The following is a 15,283-nucleotide window of genomic DNA, read 5'->3' as shown; positions in this document are numbered from 1 at the left end:
GCGAGTCCCTTCGTCAGCGTCGCCATTCTTCCCCCGGACCCTTGAGTCTCTCGCGTGTGCCGGTTGCCTGCCAGCACCGTACCCGGCATGTCCGAACATCGCCTTCCTGGGATACTCCCGGGATGGTGTGACGCCGGTCACATTCGTAAGATCCATCACTCTAGAGCCCGCCGTTGCGTATTTGGAGGCTAGATGCCGCCGACGGGTTCTGGCGAATCGCGTCGTCCCGGACGACGGACACGCCCGAGCGCAGCAGCGACCGTACGGCCGCGTCGAGCGCGGGGGAGCCGGAGCCGTCGAGGGACAGGTGGGCGACGGACTGGCCGCGCGCGTGGCGGTGGATCCAGTCCAGCCCGGCCAGCACGTCGGCCAGGGCGCCCGAGCCGCCGCAGCCGAGCACCCGTACCGAGGCGATCCGAGCGCCGGGCGCCGCGGTGTGGACGCGCCGGGCGACCTCCGTGCCGTGGCCGAGGCAGTCGTGCCCGGTGCCGCCGGTGGCGTCGAAGGCGCGCCAGGCCCGGTCGCCGAACTCGGCCCTGCCCGTGTCCACGCCGCTGTCCACGACGTAGAACGTGGTGGCCGAGCGGGGGAGCGTGCGGGCCTTGCCGGCGGGTACGGGGAGGATCCGGCGGTCGGGCTCGATCGCGCGTACCCGTGGGTCGGCCCGGAGCTCGGCCAGTTCGGCGGCGGTGAGGAAGGTGGCGAATCCGGGCAGCGCCGCGGTGTAGAAGCGCCGCACCCGCCATCTCACCTCGCCGACGAGGTCGCGGGCGGCCATCCGGCTGCGCGCGGTGACGATGTAGGGCCGGGTGGGCTCCGAGGGGGCGGGGCGCAGAGCGAGTCCGGAGGCGGGCGTCATGGCGAGAGGCACGGCGGTCGTGGCGGCCGTGGCCACCGCCGCGGCGAGGTACACGGAGGGCAGGCCGAGTCGTCGGGGCACGAGTTACGAGAATGCCCGCCACTCGGCTCCCAGGGACGCCGGGACACGATTTCGAAGAAGCTCTTTACCCAATGATGCGTTAGCCGAGCACAAGATCCAGGTAGTCGTTGCCGAACAGGCGTCCTGGGTCGAGCCGGTCGCGCAGGGCGGTGAAGTCCGCGAAGCGGGGATAGACCTTGCTCAGGTACGAGGCGTCCCTGGTGTGGAGCTTGCCCCAGTGCGGCCGCCCGCCCAGCCGAGTCATGATCTCTTCCACGCCCTCGAAGTACGCGGGGTTGGGCGTCGGCCGGTAGATGTGGCAGGCGATGTACGCCGACGGCCGCCCGTACGCGGTGGACAGCCAGGCGTCGCTGGGCGGCGTGACGCGCACCTCCACCGGAAAGGTGATCTTCCAGTCCATCCGCTCGATCAGGTCCCGCGTCTCGCGCAGCGCCTGGGCGAGACGCTCGCGCGGCACCGCGTACTCCATCTCGAGGAAGCGCACGTCCCGCCGCGCCGTGAAGATCTTGTACGAGGTGTCGACCGACTCCGAGTCCCCGAGCGCCGCCGCGCTGACGGCGTTGATCCGCGGGATCAGATCGGGGGAGCGGGCGCCGATGGCGCAGGCCGCGCCGAAGACGGTGTTCTCCAGGAACACGTTGTCCAGCCAGTGCCTGAACGCGCCCGGCGGCCGGGCCGGACCCGCGCTGCGGTTGTTGGTCTTGACCAGGCAGGCGTCGGTGTGCGGCAGCCAGAAGAAGTCGAGGTGCTCGTTCTCGGAGGTCAGCGTGTCGAGGGAGCCGAGGATCTCGCCGAGCGGCAGCTTGCGCCGCCGGTTGTGCAGCAGGAACGCGGGCTCGACCCGGAACGTGACGGCCGTCAGCACTCCGAGTGCCCCCAGCCCGACCCTGGCCGCGTCGAACAGGTCCTCGCCGGGACCGGCGGTCTCCACGGAGCCGTCGGCCAGCACCAGCTCCACCTCGGCGACCTGGTCCGCGAGGCCGCCGCTGTCGCGCCCGGTGCCGTGCGTGCCGGTCTGGATCGCGCCCGCGACGGTCTGCTCGGTGATGTCGCCCATGTTCGCCAGGGCCAGGCCGCGCTCGTCGAGCAGCTCGTTCAGCACGCGGAGCGGGGTGCCCGCCAGCACGGTGACGCGGTCGTCCGCCCATGATCTGATGCCGGTGAGCGCGCCGGGGCGCAGCATGATCCCGTCGGTGAGGGCCACCCCGGTGAAGGAGTGGCCCGTGCCGACCATGCGGACCCGTCGCCCTGAGGCGGCGGCGTCCCGCACGGCGCGTACGACGTCCTCGGCCGAGGCGGGCATGCGCACCTCGGCAGGAGTGGCCGACTGGTTGCGCGCCCAGTTCGCGAACGCCATGCGCACCCTTTCAAGAGCGTCGTCCGGTTAGACGCGAACGATACTCACCTCTCCCAGCCGGCGGGAACCGGGAAGGTGTCGCCGGGCTCGAGGTTCGCGTTCTCCCCCTTGAGCACCTCGGACACCGTCACCAGGTGGTAGCCCTTCTTCTGCAGGGTCTTGATGAGGGAGGGCATGCCGTCGACGGTCTGCTTCACCCAGTCGTGCATGAGGATGATGCCGTTGGGCTGGGCGACCTCGAGCGTCTTCTTCTGAATGGCCTCGACGTTCTTGGTCGACCAGTCCTCGGAGCCGGCGGTCCAGAGGATCATCGGCATGCCGAACTCGGCGGCGATCTCGGAGGTCTGCAGGTCGCCGAGCCCGTACGGCGGGCGCAGCAGCTTGGGTTCGACGCCCGCGGCCTTCTTCACCGCGTCCTGGGTCTTCTGGATCTCGGACCTGACGGTGGCGGCGTCGGACTTGGTGAAGTCGGGGTGGCTGTAGCTGTGGTTGCCGAGCTCGTGGCCCTCGGCGGCCATCCGCTTGACGAACGCGGGACGGCTCTTGACGTACTGGCCCTCGAGGAAGAACGTCGCCTTCGCGTCGTACTTCTTCAGTGTGTCGAGCAGCTTCCCCGCGTACTGGCCCGGGCCGTCGTCGAAGGTCAGCGCGAGGCACTTGACCTCCGCGCAGTCGACGGGCGCCTTCTTGGGCGTCTGTGCGAAGGCGGGCGCCGGGGCCAGTGTGACGCAGACAGCCGCGATAGCTAGAAGTGAACTGATCTGTCGGGACATAAGTAAAGCTTCCATTGTGATGGGTGTTGCGAGGGATGTCCCTGACGGTAGCGGATCAGCTCTTGGCGGGAGAAGGAGCCTCGGGAAGTCTCAGCAAACTCGAACCTGCGACGCCCACGACCGCGGCGAGGACTGCCGAGCCCCAGGAGAAGATGTACGCGTCGGACGCACCGAACGCCTCGGTGAGCCGCCCGCCGACCCAGGCGCCGACCGCCACGCCGAACCCGATCGAGGTCGAGATCCACGCCATCCCCTCGGTGAGCAGGGACGGCGGCACCAGCCGCTCGGTCAGTGAGAAGCCCGTGATGAGCGTCGGCGAGATCGCGAAGCCGGCCAGGAACAGCGCCCCCGCCATGATCCACGCGTCGTCGATGAACATGATCGGCACCAGCCCCACCACGAACAGCCCGAGCGCCCGGACGAACCGCCCGCGCAGCGAGATCTTCCAGTGCCTCGACCCGAACCACAGCCCCGACACCATCGAGCCGCCGGCGAACGCGGCCAGCAGGAACCCGGCGGACCCCTTCACGCCGTGCTCCTCCGCGAACGCCACCGAGATCAGGTCCACGGAGCCGAACACCGAGCCCAGCGCCAGGTCGACACAGGCCAGCAGGGCGATGCCGGGGATCAGGATGGGCGTGCCCGACGCCGATCTGACCGGCTGGACGGGCGGCTGGGTGCGCCGCTGCGCCGCCAGCGCCAGGCAGCCGAGGAGCATGAAGACCAGGGCCACGACCAGCCCCGCGTACGGGTTCACGGCGGTGGCCAGCACCGTGACCAGCGCGGGCCCCGTGACGAAGACCACCTCGTCCACGACCGACTCGAAGGCGAACGCGGCGTGCAGCTTGCCCGAACCGCCGAGAATGGCCGACCAGCGAGCCCGCACCATCGAGCCGATGGACATCGAGGTGGCGCCGACGAGCAGGCCTGAGGCGTACAGCGTCCAGTCGGGCAGCCCGAACCCGGCGCAGAGCATCAGCGAGACCAGCGCGAGCGCGTTGACGACGGAGAACGGCGGGATGACCTTGCTCTGCCCGAACCTGTCCACCAGCCGGCCCGACAGGGGGGCGGCGACGGCGAAGGCCACGTTGGTCATCGCGGCGACCCCGCCCGCGGTGGCGTATGACGTGGTGAGCGTGGAGATCAGGAGCACGACCCCGATGCCTTGCATGGACATCGGCATGCGGCCGACGAAACCCGCCAGCACGAACCCCTTGACGCCGGACCCGTCGAACAACCCCCGGTAAGGCCCGACCACGCCGTTTCCCCCTTATTTGAGCGAGCTAACCATTGCGCACCGTATGTCCGGATGACAACTGATTTATCGGCGGGGTGGGTTAACGTGGCCCGGTGTCCGGTCTTCCCTCGTTTCGCGCGGTCATGCTCATGGTCATCGCCGTCCTCGCGGTCACGGCCGCGGCCGGCGGCATCGTCGTGATCATGGGCGACGACGTGGTCAGGACCGCGCAGGAGCCCGTACGCAGGCAGGTCTCGCCGCGGCAGACGCAACCGGCGCCCCGCCTCGACAAGCTCGTTCCCACGGCCGAGCCGATCAAGGAGCCGGTCAAGGAGTTCGGCAAGGGGGGACCCGGGATCACCTCGACCCCGCCGCGCGTGCTGGCCATCGCCGCGGGCACCGTGCCCAAGAGGACCAGGTTCGCCCTCGGGGCGCTCAAGCACGTGCAGAAGGTGATCGTGGTGGACGCGGGCGCGGTCAAGGTGTCGGGCACCGCGCTCAACCTGCTGGCCGTCGATCCCGCCGACTTCCGCTCCTGGACGCCGCAGCCGGTCGCCGACCAGCCCGCCGTGTGGAGCGCGCTGGCGCGGGGCGAACTGGTGGCCGACGCGGGCTCGATGCGCAAGTTCGGGATGATCCTGGGCGCCATGTACCAGGTGGACGGCGGGCCCAGGCTGCGCGTCGCGGCCTCGGCCACGCTCGGGCTCACGGGCGTGGACGGGCTGGTCGGCGCGGACCTGGGCAAGGCGCTGGGGTTCGCGCCGGGGGTCGCGGTGCTGCTGCACGGCAAGGCCGGCAAGATCAGCGAGGCGGGGGTGCGCAAGCTGCTCGGCAAGGGCTCGCAGGTGGTCGTGCTGGACGCGGCGCACCGTACCGTCAAGCAGCAGCAGAAGCCGCAGACCACAGTGACCGTGGGCCGCCCCGGCAGTTACCTCGACCTGTACAAGGCCGCGGCCACCCGCTGCCCGGGGCTGTCGTGGACGGTGCTGGCGGCCATCGGGCAGGTGGAGAGCGGGCACGGGCGCAACAACGGCCCGTCCAGCGCGGGCGCGCTCGGGCCGATGCAGTTCATGCCCGCGACCTGGAAGCACTACGGCGTGGACGGCGACGGCGACGGCAAGACGGACATCTGGAGCCCGTACGACGCGGTGCCGGGCGCGGCCAACTACCTGTGCGCCAACGGCGCGGGCCAGGGCGGCGAGAAGTTACGCAAGGCGATCTGGTTCTACAACCACTCCTGGGACTACGTGAACAAGGTCATGGGGATCGCCGAGGCGTACGCCAGAACCTACGCCTGAGGACGCCTGCGGGGCGCGGGGCAGCAGGTCAGCGCGCACGGGACGGGCTCGGGCTCGTCCATCAGCTCGCGCACCATCTGGACGAAGCGCGGGTGCGTGCCCGCCGTCGCCGCCCGCTCCAGGGGCAGGCCCAGCTCGGCGGCCACCTGCCTGGCCTCCGTGTCGAGGTCGTAGACGACCTCCATGTGGTCGGAGACGAACCCGATCGGCACCAGCACGACCGAGCGGGCGTCCGTCTTGCGCAGGAAGTCGCAGACGTCCGGCTCCAGCCACGGCACCTGGGGCGGGCCGCTGCGCGACTGCCAGACCAGGTCCCACGGCTCGGTGCGCCCGAGCGCCTGGCTGACCAGCTCGGCGCTCCTGCGGAGCTGCGCCTCGTACAGCCCGCCCGACGGGCCCGCGGTCTCGGCCATGGAGACGGGGATGCTGTGGGCGGTGAACACCAGCCGGGCGTCGTCGCGGCCGAGCCGCTCCAGCGCCGCCCGCGTGTGGTCGGCCATCGCGGCCACGAACCCCGGGTGGTCGCCGAAGTGCCGCATCTTGACCAGCTCGGGGCCGCCCTCGACGGAGATCCTGGCGATGTCCTCGTAGTACTGACGGCAGCTCGAGTAGCCCGCGAACGCCGACGTCGCGAACACGGCCGCCTTCCTGACCCCGTCGTCCTTCATCCGGCGCACGGTGTCCTCGCCGAACGGGTGCCAGTTGCGGTTGCCCCAGTAGACCGGCACGCCCGCCACCGGGCGCAGCGCCTCGACCAGCTCGCGGTTCTGCTGGTTGATCGGGCTGACCCCGCCGAAGCCCTGGTAGTGCTCGGCCACCTCGAGCAGCCGCTCGCGCGGCACGCCCCGGCCGCGCACGACGTTCTCCAGGAACGGGATCACGTCGTCCGGCCCCTCAGGACCGCCGAACGACAGGACGAGCAGCGCGTCGTAATTTGCCACGTGACCACAGTATTCGGAAGTGCCGGTGCTCCTCGCGGCGAGGGAGCGCCGTCGCCTGGACTGAGGAGCGCAGGGAGCGAAGCGACCGGAGCGACGAGGGAAGGCGACGGCTCGGAAGCGACCGAGCCCGCCTCTGCGGAGCAGAGGCTATAAACAGGATAGGTTCGGTTGAGTGAGCGCATTTAACGACATACGCGACTATGTGGCCATCCCTCGGGTTCTCTCCCTGAGACTCTCGCCCGACGGCTCCAAGCTGATCTCGACGGTCCAGTCACTCAACCCCGACGGCAAGTCCTTCGGCACCGCGCTCTGGGCGATCCCGGTCGACGGCGAGCCGTACCGGCTGACCCGCTCGGCGAAGGGCGAGTCCGCCGCCGTCTTCACGGACGCGGGCGACGTGCTGTTCACCTCCGCCCGCCCCGACCCCACCGTCAAGGACTCCACCGACGAGGTGCCCTCGCTCTGGCTGCTGCCCCGTACGGGCGGTGAGGCCCGCCAGGTGGCCACGCGCCCGGGCGGCATCGGCGCGGTCCGTACGGCCGGTGACGTCGTCGTGTTCGCCGCCGACGTGCTCGACGGCGAGGAGGCGGCCGACGAGGCCAAGCGCAAGGCCCGCAAGGACGCCGGGATCAGCGCCGTCCTGCACGAGGGCTACCCGGTCCGCTACTGGGACCACGACCTCGGCCCCGGCCGCACCCGGCTGTTCGCCGCCAGGCTCGGCGCCGACCGCCTGGAGGACGTGCGCGACCTCACCCCCGACGCGGGCGAGGCGCTGCGCGACGCCGCGTTCGAGCTGACCCCCGACGGCGCCACGATCATCACGACCTGGCGCACGTACCTGCCGAAGGGCGAGAACCGCACCGACCTGGTGGCCGTCGACGTGGCCACGGGCGAGCGGCGCACCGTGCTCACCGAGGACAGCCACGACTACACCAGCCCCCTCGCGATCTCGCCCGACGGCGCCAAGGTCGCCTGCTCGCGCGAGCGCTTCACCGGGCTGGACGTCTCGGCGCGCAGCGAGCTCTGGATCGCCGACCTGGCCACCGGCGAGGGCCGCGCGTACGCGCCCGACCTGTTCCCCGCCGACATCGAGTGGGCGCCGGACTCCTCGGCCGTCTACCTCGTGGCCGACTACCAGGGCCGCCGCCCGGTCTTCCGCGTCCCGCTGGACGGCGAGGCCACGAGGCTCACCCAGGACGACGCCGCCTACGCCGGGCTCAACGTCTCCTCCGACGGCGCCTTCGTCTACGCCCTGCGCAGCGGCGTCGCTCTCGCGCCCGGCCCGGCCAGGATCGACGTCGCGACCGGCGAGATCAGCGACCTGCCCTCGCCGGCGCCGCGCCCCGAGGTGCCCGGCACGCTGACTGAGATCTCCGCCACCGCCGACGACGGCGCCACGATCCGCGGCTGGCTCGCGCTGCCCGAGGGCGCCTCCGCCGACTCGCCCGCGCCGTTCCTGCTGTGGATCCACGGCGGCCCGGTCGCCTCGTGGAACGACTGGCAGTGGCGCTGGCAGGTGTGGCTCATGACCCAGCGCGGGTACGCCGTACTCATGCCGGACCCGTGCCTGTCCACCGGCTACGGGCAGGAGATGATCGACCGCGGCTGGGGCAACTGGGGCCCGCGCACCCAGGCCGACCTCGACGCGATCGTCGACGTGGCCCTGGCCAGGGACGACATCGACAGCGAGCGCATCGGCGCGATGGGCGGCTCGTACGGCGGCTACATGGCCAACTGGCTCGCCGGCCACAGCGACCGCTACAAGGCCATCGTCACCCACGCGTCCCTGTGGAACCTCGACCAGTTCGCCGGCACCACCGACGCCTCCATGTACTGGCAGCGCGAGTTCGGCGAGCCCGGCTCCGAGCGGTACGCGCTCCTGTCGCCGCACCACTCCCTCGAGAAGATCACCACGCCGCTCCTCGTCATCCACGGAGACAAGGACTACCGCGTGCCGATCGGCGAGGGCCTGCGGCTCTGGTGGGACCTGCAGCGCACGGAGGTCGAGTCGAAGTTCCTGTACTTCCCCGACGAGAACCACTGGATCCTCAAGCCGGGCAACGCGGTCGCCTGGTACGAGACCGTGTTCGCGTTCCTGGCCCAGCACGTGCTCGGCGAGGAGTGGAAGCGCCCGGACTCGGTGGCCTGATGACGGATTTCCTGCGACTGGCCGAGGACATCGCACGCGAGGCGGGCGACATGCTGCTCGCCAAGCGGCCCACGATGTCCGAGGAGGTCGAGACCAAGTCCAGCCCCACCGACGTGGTCACCGCGCTCGACACGGCCTCGGAGGAGCTCATCCGCGAGCGCATCCTGGCCGCCAGGCCCGGTGACAGGATCCTCGGCGAGGAGGGCGGGGAGGAGCCCGGCGAATCGGACGTGCGCTGGGTCGTCGACCCGATCGACGGCACCGTCAACTTCCTGTACGGCCTGCCCGACTGGGCGGTGTCGATAGCCGTCGAGGTGAACGGCCGGGTCGTGGCCGGGGTCGTCAACGTGCCCACGCGCGGCGAGGTCTACACCGCCGCGCTCGGCGAGGGCGCCTGGCTCGGCGGTGAGCGGCTGCGCTGCAACACGGGAGTGCCGCTCGCGCAGGCGCTGGTGGCGACCGGCTTCGGCTACTCGGTGGCCAAGCGCACGGTTCAGGGGCAGGTCGTCGCGGCGGTGCTGCCCCGGGTGCGCGACATCAGGCGCGGCGGCTCGTGCGCGATCGACCTGTGCTCGCTCGCGGCCGGCCGCGTGGACGCCTACTACGAGCGCGGCATCAACCCGTGGGACTTCGGCGCGGCCGGCCTGGTGGCGACCGAGTCGGGGGCCCGCCTCGAAGGACTGCACGGCAAGCCGGTCAGCCCGGAGTTCGCGCTGTGCGCGGCGCCCGGCCTCTTCGAGGAACTGCACGACCTTCTGGCGCCACTCGACCCGGAACGCGACGCCTGACCCGCCGTACCGCCTGATGAGACGCGAAACGGCCGGAGCCCTGGGCTCCGGCCGTTTCCGTGTGGCTAGCGTGGCAACGGGATGCCGTGATCGTCGGCCAGCCGTCGTAGGTCCTCGATCTCGGCGGTGAGCGTGTCGGCGAGGTAGTCGTCGCCGGTGCTGCGGGCCTCCCGAAGGCCCTTATAAGCCTGGTCGAGGCGGTGTTCGATCGTGGTCGTGAACTCGCCCATCTCACCTTCTCTCTGGGGTCCGTTCCGTGCCTGGGGCGAAGTACGCCGCATTGCCGGGAAATGGGTGTCCCGCAGGCATACCCCGGCTTGTCGCCCCCCGAAACATGAATTTCTCTCTCCCGTGCCTGACCACGGGGTCACCCACCCCTGAACATGGCTTACCGTGCGCTTATCGACACTGTGAGCAGAATGAGTGACCACAATCGGAGAGAGGTGCATCAGGCGTGCGGGTGCTGGTGGTTGAGGATGAGCGGGTGCTCGCCGACGCGATCGCGACCGGCCTGCGGCGCGAGGCCATGGCGGTCGACGTCGCCTACGACGGGGGCGGCGCCCTCGAGCGGACCTCGTACATCGACTACGACGTGATCGTGCTGGACCGCGACCTGCCGGTCGTCCACGGCGACGAGGTGTGCCGCCGGCTGGTGGAGCAGCGGACCGCCTCACGGATCCTGATGCTGACCGCGTCGGGCGACGTGGACGACAAGGTGGAGGGCCTCGGCCTGGGCGCCGACGACTATCTGGCCAAGCCGTTCGTGTTCATCGAGCTGGTCGCCAGGGTGCGCGCGCTCGGCCGCCGCTCCGCCCCCGCCCTGCCGCCCGTCCTGGAGCGTGCCGGCATCCGGCTCGACCCGGGCAAGCGGCTGGTGGAGCGCGACGGCAAGGAGGTCGTGCTGACCAAGAAGGAGTTCGCGGTGCTCGAGGAGCTGATGCGGGCCGAAGGCGCCGTGGTCAGCCAGGAGGACCTGCTGGACAAGGCGTGGGACGAGAACATCGACCCGTTCACGAACGTGGTCCGCGTGACCATGATGACGCTGCGGAAGAAGCTGGGCGAGCCTCAGGTGATCGAGACTGTGCCCGGGGTTGGGTACAAGCTGTGACAGACAGGCCAGAGCGCGAAGCCGGGCCGACGCATCCGATGATCAGCCCGCATTCGGCGAGGAAGGCGACGCGCGTGCAGGAGGCGCCGCCGCCCAGCGGGCCGCCCGCCTGGGACGGCCCGCCTCCGCCCGGGCTGGAGCCGGCCCAGCGCACGGCGATGGAGCGGATGAAGGAGCTGTCCGCGAAGGTCAGCATCCGCTGGCGGCTGACGCTCACCTATGGCGCGCTCGTCTTCGCGGCGTCCGTGGTGCTGCTCTTCTCGGTCTACTCGATCGTCGCCCAGGCCATCGACAACAACTGGCCCACGCTCAACGTCCAGTCCATTCAGGATCAGCTCATCTGGCAGGACGCGCAGCAGCAGGCCGTGACGGCCGCGCAGAACGCGTTGGTGCGCAGCTCCTTGATGGCGCTGGTCGGCGTGGGCATCCTGTCTCTCATCATCGGCTACTTCGTCGCGGACCGCGCGCTGCGGCCGGTGGCCAAGATGACCGCCACAGCTCGCAAGCTCTCCGAGAGCACGCTCGCCCACCAGCGCATCGCCCTCGAAGGCCCCAATGACGAGCTGAAGGAGCTGGCCGACACGTTCGACGCCATGCTCACCCGCCTCAACGTCGCCTTCGACACCCAGCGCAGATTCGTGGCCAACGCCTCCCACGAGTTGCGCACCCCGCTCACGATCAACCGTACGGTCCTCGAGATCGCCCTCTCCGATCCCGAGGCGTCCGAGGATCTCAAAGCGCTCGGCCGTACCCTCCTCGAGGTCAACGCGCGTAACGAGAAACTCATCGAGGGGCTGCTGCTGCTGGCGAGGAGCGAGCGCGAGCTCGCCGTGCGCAAGCCCCTCGACGTTCAGGAGGTCGCTCAGACGGCCGTGGAACAGGTTCAGCCATTCGCCCAGGAACACGGGGTGACGGTGGTGACCGATCTGGTCAGCGCGCCTACCATCGGCGATCCCGTGCTGTTGGAGCGGTCCGTCAGCAACCTGCTGGAGAACGCGGTCAAGTACAACATTCCCGAAAACGGAAAAGTCTGGATCCGGACGGGAATGGTGGACGGTGCCTTGGTTGTTCAGGTGGCCAACACGGGGCAGCATGTCCCGGCGTACGAGGTGAACAGCCTGTTCGAGCCGTTCAGGAGGCTCCATGCGGACCGCGTGGAATCGGCCAAGGGAGCAGGGCTCGGGCTGTCCATCGTTCGTGCGGTGGTGCAGGCGCACGGTGGAGATGTGACTGCCGTGCCGCGCGATGGTGGTGGGCTGGTCGTGACCATTCGGCTACCGACACGCTGAGGCTCGTGTTGCTCCGGTGCGTTCATCCGCGTGTTGATGTACGGGGGGCGTCTCGTTCTGGCCACACATGTGGTTGGATGTGCCGTCGAACACGGTGGTGCATGGCGCCAAGGCTGTGGGTTTCGCCATATTTGGCTAACCATTGCCGACGGCAGCAGGCACTGACGTGTTGGGAGGTTCGTTGTCTGTTCCCGCGGGGTACCGATGGGAAATCTCCCCGACGGAACGGGCACAAGATGGGCTTCCTGGACGTTAGAAGACGCGCGATGAGCGCGAAGACATATAGATGAGGGGGATGGAGTAAGCACAATGGCTACCGACTACGACAGCCCGCGCAAGACAGACGACGACCTGGGTGAGGACAGCCTTCAGGAGCTGCAGGCGCGCCGCACGGACAAGTCGTCGGGCAGCATCGACATCGACGAGACCGACCTGGCCGAGTCGCTCGAGCTGCCCGGTGCGGACTTGTCGAACGAAGAGCTCTCCCTGCGGGTCATTCCCCGCCAGGCCGACGAGTTCACCTGCTCGCGCTGCTTCCTGGTGCACCACCGCAGCCAGCTGGCCTCCGAGAAGAACGGCCAGCAGGTCTGCCGGGAGTGCGCCGCCTGATCGACTGGAGCGAAATGCTCGGGGTAAGGACACGTACCGGCCCTGAGCGGTCGCGACCATGAGGACGGAGGCATCGCGTGGCCCAGCCTGAGAAGGACAAGCACACGGAGAACGAGATCGCCGACCCCGACAACGAGGTCGGCGAACTCGTAGGCAAGCTCACGGCGCCCGGCGAGCTGGAGCCGGCCGAGCGGCGCAGGCTGCTCGGCCGACTAGCCCAGGCCCTGGCCAACGGGGCGAAGAAGGCGCGAGCCAACGGCTCGGGCCGGGGGCGCTGGCTGGCCGACGTCTTCCTCAACATCGCGCCCCGCATCCCGATCAGGGACCTGCACACCCTTGCCGAGCACCACCACGGCCTGACCGGCGAGCAACTCGCCGACGATCTTGTACGCACCGCCCAGAAGGCCACGATGACCGTCGGGGCCATCGGCGGAGCGCTCGCGGCGGCGGAGTTCGCCGCACCGCCCCTTCTGCTCTCAGCCCCCGCGCAGCTCGTCGCCGAGACCATCGTGGTCGCCGCCATCGAGGTCAAGCTCCTGGCCGAGCTGCACGAGGTCTACGGTGTCCGCGTCCAGGGCTCCGGCGCCCAGCGCGCGGTCGCCTTCACGGCCGCCTGGGCCAAGCAACGTGGCATCGACCCCCTCACGCCCACGTCCGTCTCGCTCGCCCTCGGCGCGGCCACCAAGACCGCCCTGCGCAACCGCCTCCTCCGTACGCTCGGCCGCCACCTGACCACGCTCGGCCCCTTCCTCACGGGAGCGATCGCGGGCGGCGCGCTCAACCGGATGGCCACCAAGAAGCTCGGCGAAGCCGTACGCAATGACCTGCGCGTCAAGCGGCCGGCCGTGCCCCCTGCGGAGCGGCCCCATGAGTTAGACGCGTAGGCCGCTGAAGGTCATCTTGAGCAGCGCGTCGGCCAGGTCGTCCGCCGAGGCGCCGCGCGCCGGTTGATACCACTCGGTGATCGAGTTGACCGTGCCGAACAGCAGCCGGGTGACCAGGGCCGGGTCCACGTCCGGCCGGATGCTCCCCTCCGCCGCCGCCTCTTTGACCAGGTGGCTGATGAACTTGTCGAACTCCCGCCGCCGCTCCAGCGCCGCCTGCTCGGTGCCGCTGTTGCCGCGCACCCGCAGCAGCAGTGTCACGTACGGGAGCCGCTCGACGAGGATCCGCACGCTCTCCCGTACGGCCCACTCCAGCCGGTCGATCGCGGGGCCTGAAGCGGCCCGCTCGTCGGACACCACCGCGAACAGCGCGTCGAGCGCCCGGTCGAGCGCCCGCGCCAGCAGCTGCTCCTTGCCCGGCACGTGGTAGTAGATGGCCGACTTGGTGACGCCGAGCGCCCGCGCGAGATCCTCCATGCTCGTCCCGTCATAGCCGCGCTCGTTGAAGACGTCGACGGCGATGGCCAGCACGGACTCCGGATCATGTCCGCGTTTGCGCTGACGGGTGGGGGTCGGAGGGGCCATGCGCTAATTATCCCGCTTGTCGATGACTCGTTTGAGCTTGCCGACCGAGCGCTCCAGCGTCTCCGGGTCCACGACCTCGACCTCCACGCTCACGCCGACGGTGTCCTTGACGGCCTTGCGCAGCCTCTCGCCGGCCTCCGCCCCGCCCGCGAAGCCCGGTCGAGCCTCTACCCTCACCGTCATCACGTCGAGCCGGTGCGGGCGGGTCAGGTGGAGCTGGAAGTGCGGTGACAGGCCCTCGGTACGCAGCACGAGCTCCTCGATCTGGGTCGGGAACACGTTCACGCCGCGCAGGATGATCATGTCATCCGTACGGCCCGTCACCTTCTCCATGCGCCGGAACGCGGGCCGGGCGGTGCCGGGCAGCAGCCTGGTCAGGTCGCCCGTGCGGTAGCGGATGACCGGCATGGCCTGCTTGGTGAGGCTGGTGAAGACCAGCTCGCCCGCCTCCGACGGCTCGCCGGTGAAGGGATCGACCGTCTCCGGGTAGAAGTGGTCCTCCCAGACGTGCAGGCCGTCCTTGCTCTCGACGCACTCGCTCGCCACGCCGGGGCCGATCACCTCGGACAGGCCGTAGATGTCCACGGCGTGCAGGTCGAAGCGGTCCTCGAGCTCCTCGCGCATCCGCTCGGTCCACGGCTCCGCGCCGAAGATCCCGATCCGCGGCGACGACGCGCGGGGGTCGAGCCCCTGCCGCTCGAACTCGTCCAGCAGGGCCAGCATGTACGACGGCGTGATCATGACGATGTCGGGCCGCAGATCCGTGATGAGCTGGACCTGGCGGGGCGTCATGCCGCCCGAGACCGGCACCACTGTGCAGCCCAGCCGCTCGGCCCCGTAATGGGCGCCCAGACCGCCGGTGAACAGGCCGTACCCGTAGGCCACGTGCACGATGTCGCCGGGCCGGCCGCCGGAGGCGCGGATCGAGCGGGCCATGACGTCCGCCCAGACGTCCACGTCGTGCCTGGTGTAGCCCACGACGGTGGGCCTGCCCGTGGTGCCGCTGGAGGCGTGGATCCTGACCACCTGCTCGCGCGGGACGGCGAACATGCCGAACGGGTAGCAGTCGCGGAGATCCTGCTTCGTGGTGAAAGGGAATTTCGTCAGATCGCCGAGCTCCTTGCAATCGCTCGGATGAACGCCCGCATTATCGAATTTTTGCCGATAAATCGGGACATTTTGGTAAGCGTGGCTAAGCGTCCGTTGGAGTCGGTCGAGCTGGAGTGATTTGAGCTCGTCGCGGGAGGCCCGCTCAATGGGATCAAGCTCTTCCGGCGCGGGGGAATCGCCGAGTCTCACGCAAGTCTCCCTTGTCAACTGACCGA

Annotated in this window: 15 protein-coding genes; 7 read left to right on the top strand and 8 right to left on the bottom strand. The window is 69.8% G+C overall.

Features of this window, described 5'->3' with window-relative positions:
* Positions 1-160 precede the first annotated feature (160 nt).
* The 4 genes from AB0J64_RS01905 to AB0J64_RS01890 all read right to left on the bottom strand — a co-directional run bounded on the left by AB0J64_RS01905 (position 161) and on the right by AB0J64_RS01890 (position 4,328).
* Complete coding sequence (locus AB0J64_RS01905; RefSeq protein ID WP_364019015.1) at positions 161-940, bottom strand: S8 family serine peptidase; 780 nt, start codon at positions 938-940, stop codon at positions 161-163.
* A gap of 79 nt (positions 941-1,019) precedes the next feature.
* A complete protein-coding gene (locus AB0J64_RS01900) occupies positions 1,020-2,297 on the bottom strand; it encodes a D-arabinono-1,4-lactone oxidase (protein ID WP_364019012.1) in 1,278 nt (425 codons plus the stop codon).
* Between the two features lie 44 nt (positions 2,298-2,341).
* Complete coding sequence (locus tag AB0J64_RS01895; protein ID WP_364019009.1) at positions 2,342-3,070, bottom strand: polysaccharide deacetylase family protein; 729 nt, start codon at positions 3,068-3,070, stop codon at positions 2,342-2,344.
* A 55-nt stretch (positions 3,071-3,125) separates the two neighbouring features.
* Positions 3,126-4,328 (bottom strand): MFS transporter, encoded by a 1,203-nt coding sequence (locus tag AB0J64_RS01890; protein ID WP_364019006.1) that lies wholly within the window; start codon positions 4,326-4,328, stop codon positions 3,126-3,128.
* A 92-nt stretch (positions 4,329-4,420) separates the two neighbouring features.
* Between AB0J64_RS01890 and AB0J64_RS01885 the strand changes: the two genes are divergently transcribed.
* A complete protein-coding gene (locus AB0J64_RS01885) occupies positions 4,421-5,605 on the top strand; it encodes a lytic murein transglycosylase (RefSeq protein ID WP_364019003.1) in 1,185 nt (394 codons plus the stop codon).
* Here the strand turns inward: AB0J64_RS01885 and AB0J64_RS01880 are convergent.
* On the bottom strand, positions 5,596-6,546 hold the full coding sequence (locus AB0J64_RS01880; protein ID WP_364019000.1) for a ferrochelatase: 951 nt from the start codon (positions 6,544-6,546) through the stop codon (positions 5,596-5,598). The genes AB0J64_RS01885 and AB0J64_RS01880 overlap by 10 nt on opposite strands.
* Positions 6,547-6,718: 172 nt before the next feature.
* Between AB0J64_RS01880 and AB0J64_RS01875 the strand changes: the two genes are divergently transcribed.
* Together AB0J64_RS01875 and AB0J64_RS01870 are read left to right on the top strand one after the other, a co-directional pair.
* The gene (locus AB0J64_RS01875; protein ID WP_364018997.1) at positions 6,719-8,695 is read left to right on the top strand and encodes a prolyl oligopeptidase family serine peptidase; all 1,977 of its coding nucleotides are present in this window, start codon (positions 6,719-6,721) and stop codon (positions 8,693-8,695) included.
* Positions 8,695-9,483 (top strand): inositol monophosphatase family protein, encoded by a 789-nt coding sequence (locus AB0J64_RS01870; RefSeq protein ID WP_364018994.1) that lies wholly within the window; start codon positions 8,695-8,697, stop codon positions 9,481-9,483. The genes AB0J64_RS01875 and AB0J64_RS01870 overlap by 1 nt, the downstream gene beginning before the upstream one ends.
* A gap of 65 nt (positions 9,484-9,548) precedes the next feature.
* Here the strand turns inward: AB0J64_RS01870 and AB0J64_RS01865 are convergent, their stop codons facing one another.
* Positions 9,549-9,713: a hypothetical protein gene (locus AB0J64_RS01865; protein ID WP_165969927.1), complete on the bottom strand. Its 165-nt coding sequence runs from the start codon at positions 9,711-9,713 to the stop codon at positions 9,549-9,551.
* A 224-nt stretch (positions 9,714-9,937) separates the two neighbouring features.
* Here AB0J64_RS01865 and AB0J64_RS01860 point away from each other — a divergent pair, with 224 nt between their 5' ends.
* The 4 genes from AB0J64_RS01860 (at position 9,938) to AB0J64_RS01845 (ending at position 13,373) form a co-directional block, all read left to right on the top strand.
* Positions 9,938-10,591: a response regulator transcription factor gene (locus AB0J64_RS01860; RefSeq protein ID WP_138693059.1), complete on the top strand. Its 654-nt coding sequence runs from the start codon at positions 9,938-9,940 to the stop codon at positions 10,589-10,591.
* 74 nt (positions 10,592-10,665) lie between these two features.
* Positions 10,666-11,880: a HAMP domain-containing sensor histidine kinase gene (locus tag AB0J64_RS01855; RefSeq protein WP_364018990.1), complete on the top strand. Its 1,215-nt coding sequence runs from the start codon at positions 10,666-10,668 to the stop codon at positions 11,878-11,880.
* Between the two features lie 309 nt (positions 11,881-12,189).
* Positions 12,190-12,489, top strand: coding sequence for a DUF4193 domain-containing protein (locus AB0J64_RS01850; protein WP_020542847.1), 300 nt, complete (start codon positions 12,190-12,192; stop codon positions 12,487-12,489).
* Positions 12,490-12,566: 77 nt separating this feature from the next.
* Positions 12,567-13,373, top strand: a complete 807-nt coding sequence (locus AB0J64_RS01845) for a hypothetical protein (protein WP_364018987.1) — start codon at positions 12,567-12,569, stop codon at positions 13,371-13,373.
* Here the strand turns inward: AB0J64_RS01845 and AB0J64_RS01840 are convergent.
* Together AB0J64_RS01840 and paaK are read right to left on the bottom strand one after the other, a co-directional pair.
* A complete protein-coding gene (locus AB0J64_RS01840; protein ID WP_364018984.1) occupies positions 13,362-13,958 on the bottom strand; it encodes a TetR/AcrR family transcriptional regulator in 597 nt (198 codons plus the stop codon). The two genes, AB0J64_RS01845 and AB0J64_RS01840, sit on opposite strands and share 12 nt — an antisense overlap.
* 3 nt (positions 13,959-13,961) lie before the next feature.
* Positions 13,962-15,257, bottom strand: coding sequence for a phenylacetate--CoA ligase PaaK (gene paaK, locus AB0J64_RS01835; protein WP_364018981.1), 1,296 nt, complete (start codon positions 15,255-15,257; stop codon positions 13,962-13,964).
* Positions 15,258-15,283: the final 26 nt, after the last annotated feature.

Source organism: Nonomuraea sp. NPDC049695 (genome assembly GCF_040674955.1).
GTDB lineage: Bacteria > Actinomycetota > Actinomycetes > Streptosporangiales > Streptosporangiaceae > Nonomuraea > Nonomuraea helvata.
The sequence above is the reverse complement of the archived record's forward strand: the minus strand, read 5'-3'. Positions and strand labels throughout refer to the sequence as shown.

Coding starts and splice junctions, on each gene's coding strand:
- AB0J64_RS01865 (WP_165969927.1), bottom strand. CDS start 9,713: ATGGGCGAGTTCACGACCACGATCGAACACCGCCTCGACCAGGCTTAT.
- AB0J64_RS01840 (WP_364018984.1), bottom strand. CDS start 13,958: ATGGCCCCTCCGACCCCCACCCGTCAGCGCAAACGCGGACATGATCCG.
- AB0J64_RS01900 (WP_364019012.1), bottom strand. CDS start 2,297: ATGGCGTTCGCGAACTGGGCGCGCAACCAGTCGGCCACTCCTGCCGAG.
- AB0J64_RS01870 (WP_364018994.1), top strand. CDS start 8,695: ATGACGGATTTCCTGCGACTGGCCGAGGACATCGCACGCGAGGCGGGC.
- AB0J64_RS01895 (WP_364019009.1), bottom strand. CDS start 3,070: ATGTCCCGACAGATCAGTTCACTTCTAGCTATCGCGGCTGTCTGCGTC.
- AB0J64_RS01850 (WP_020542847.1), top strand. CDS start 12,190: ATGGCTACCGACTACGACAGCCCGCGCAAGACAGACGACGACCTGGGT.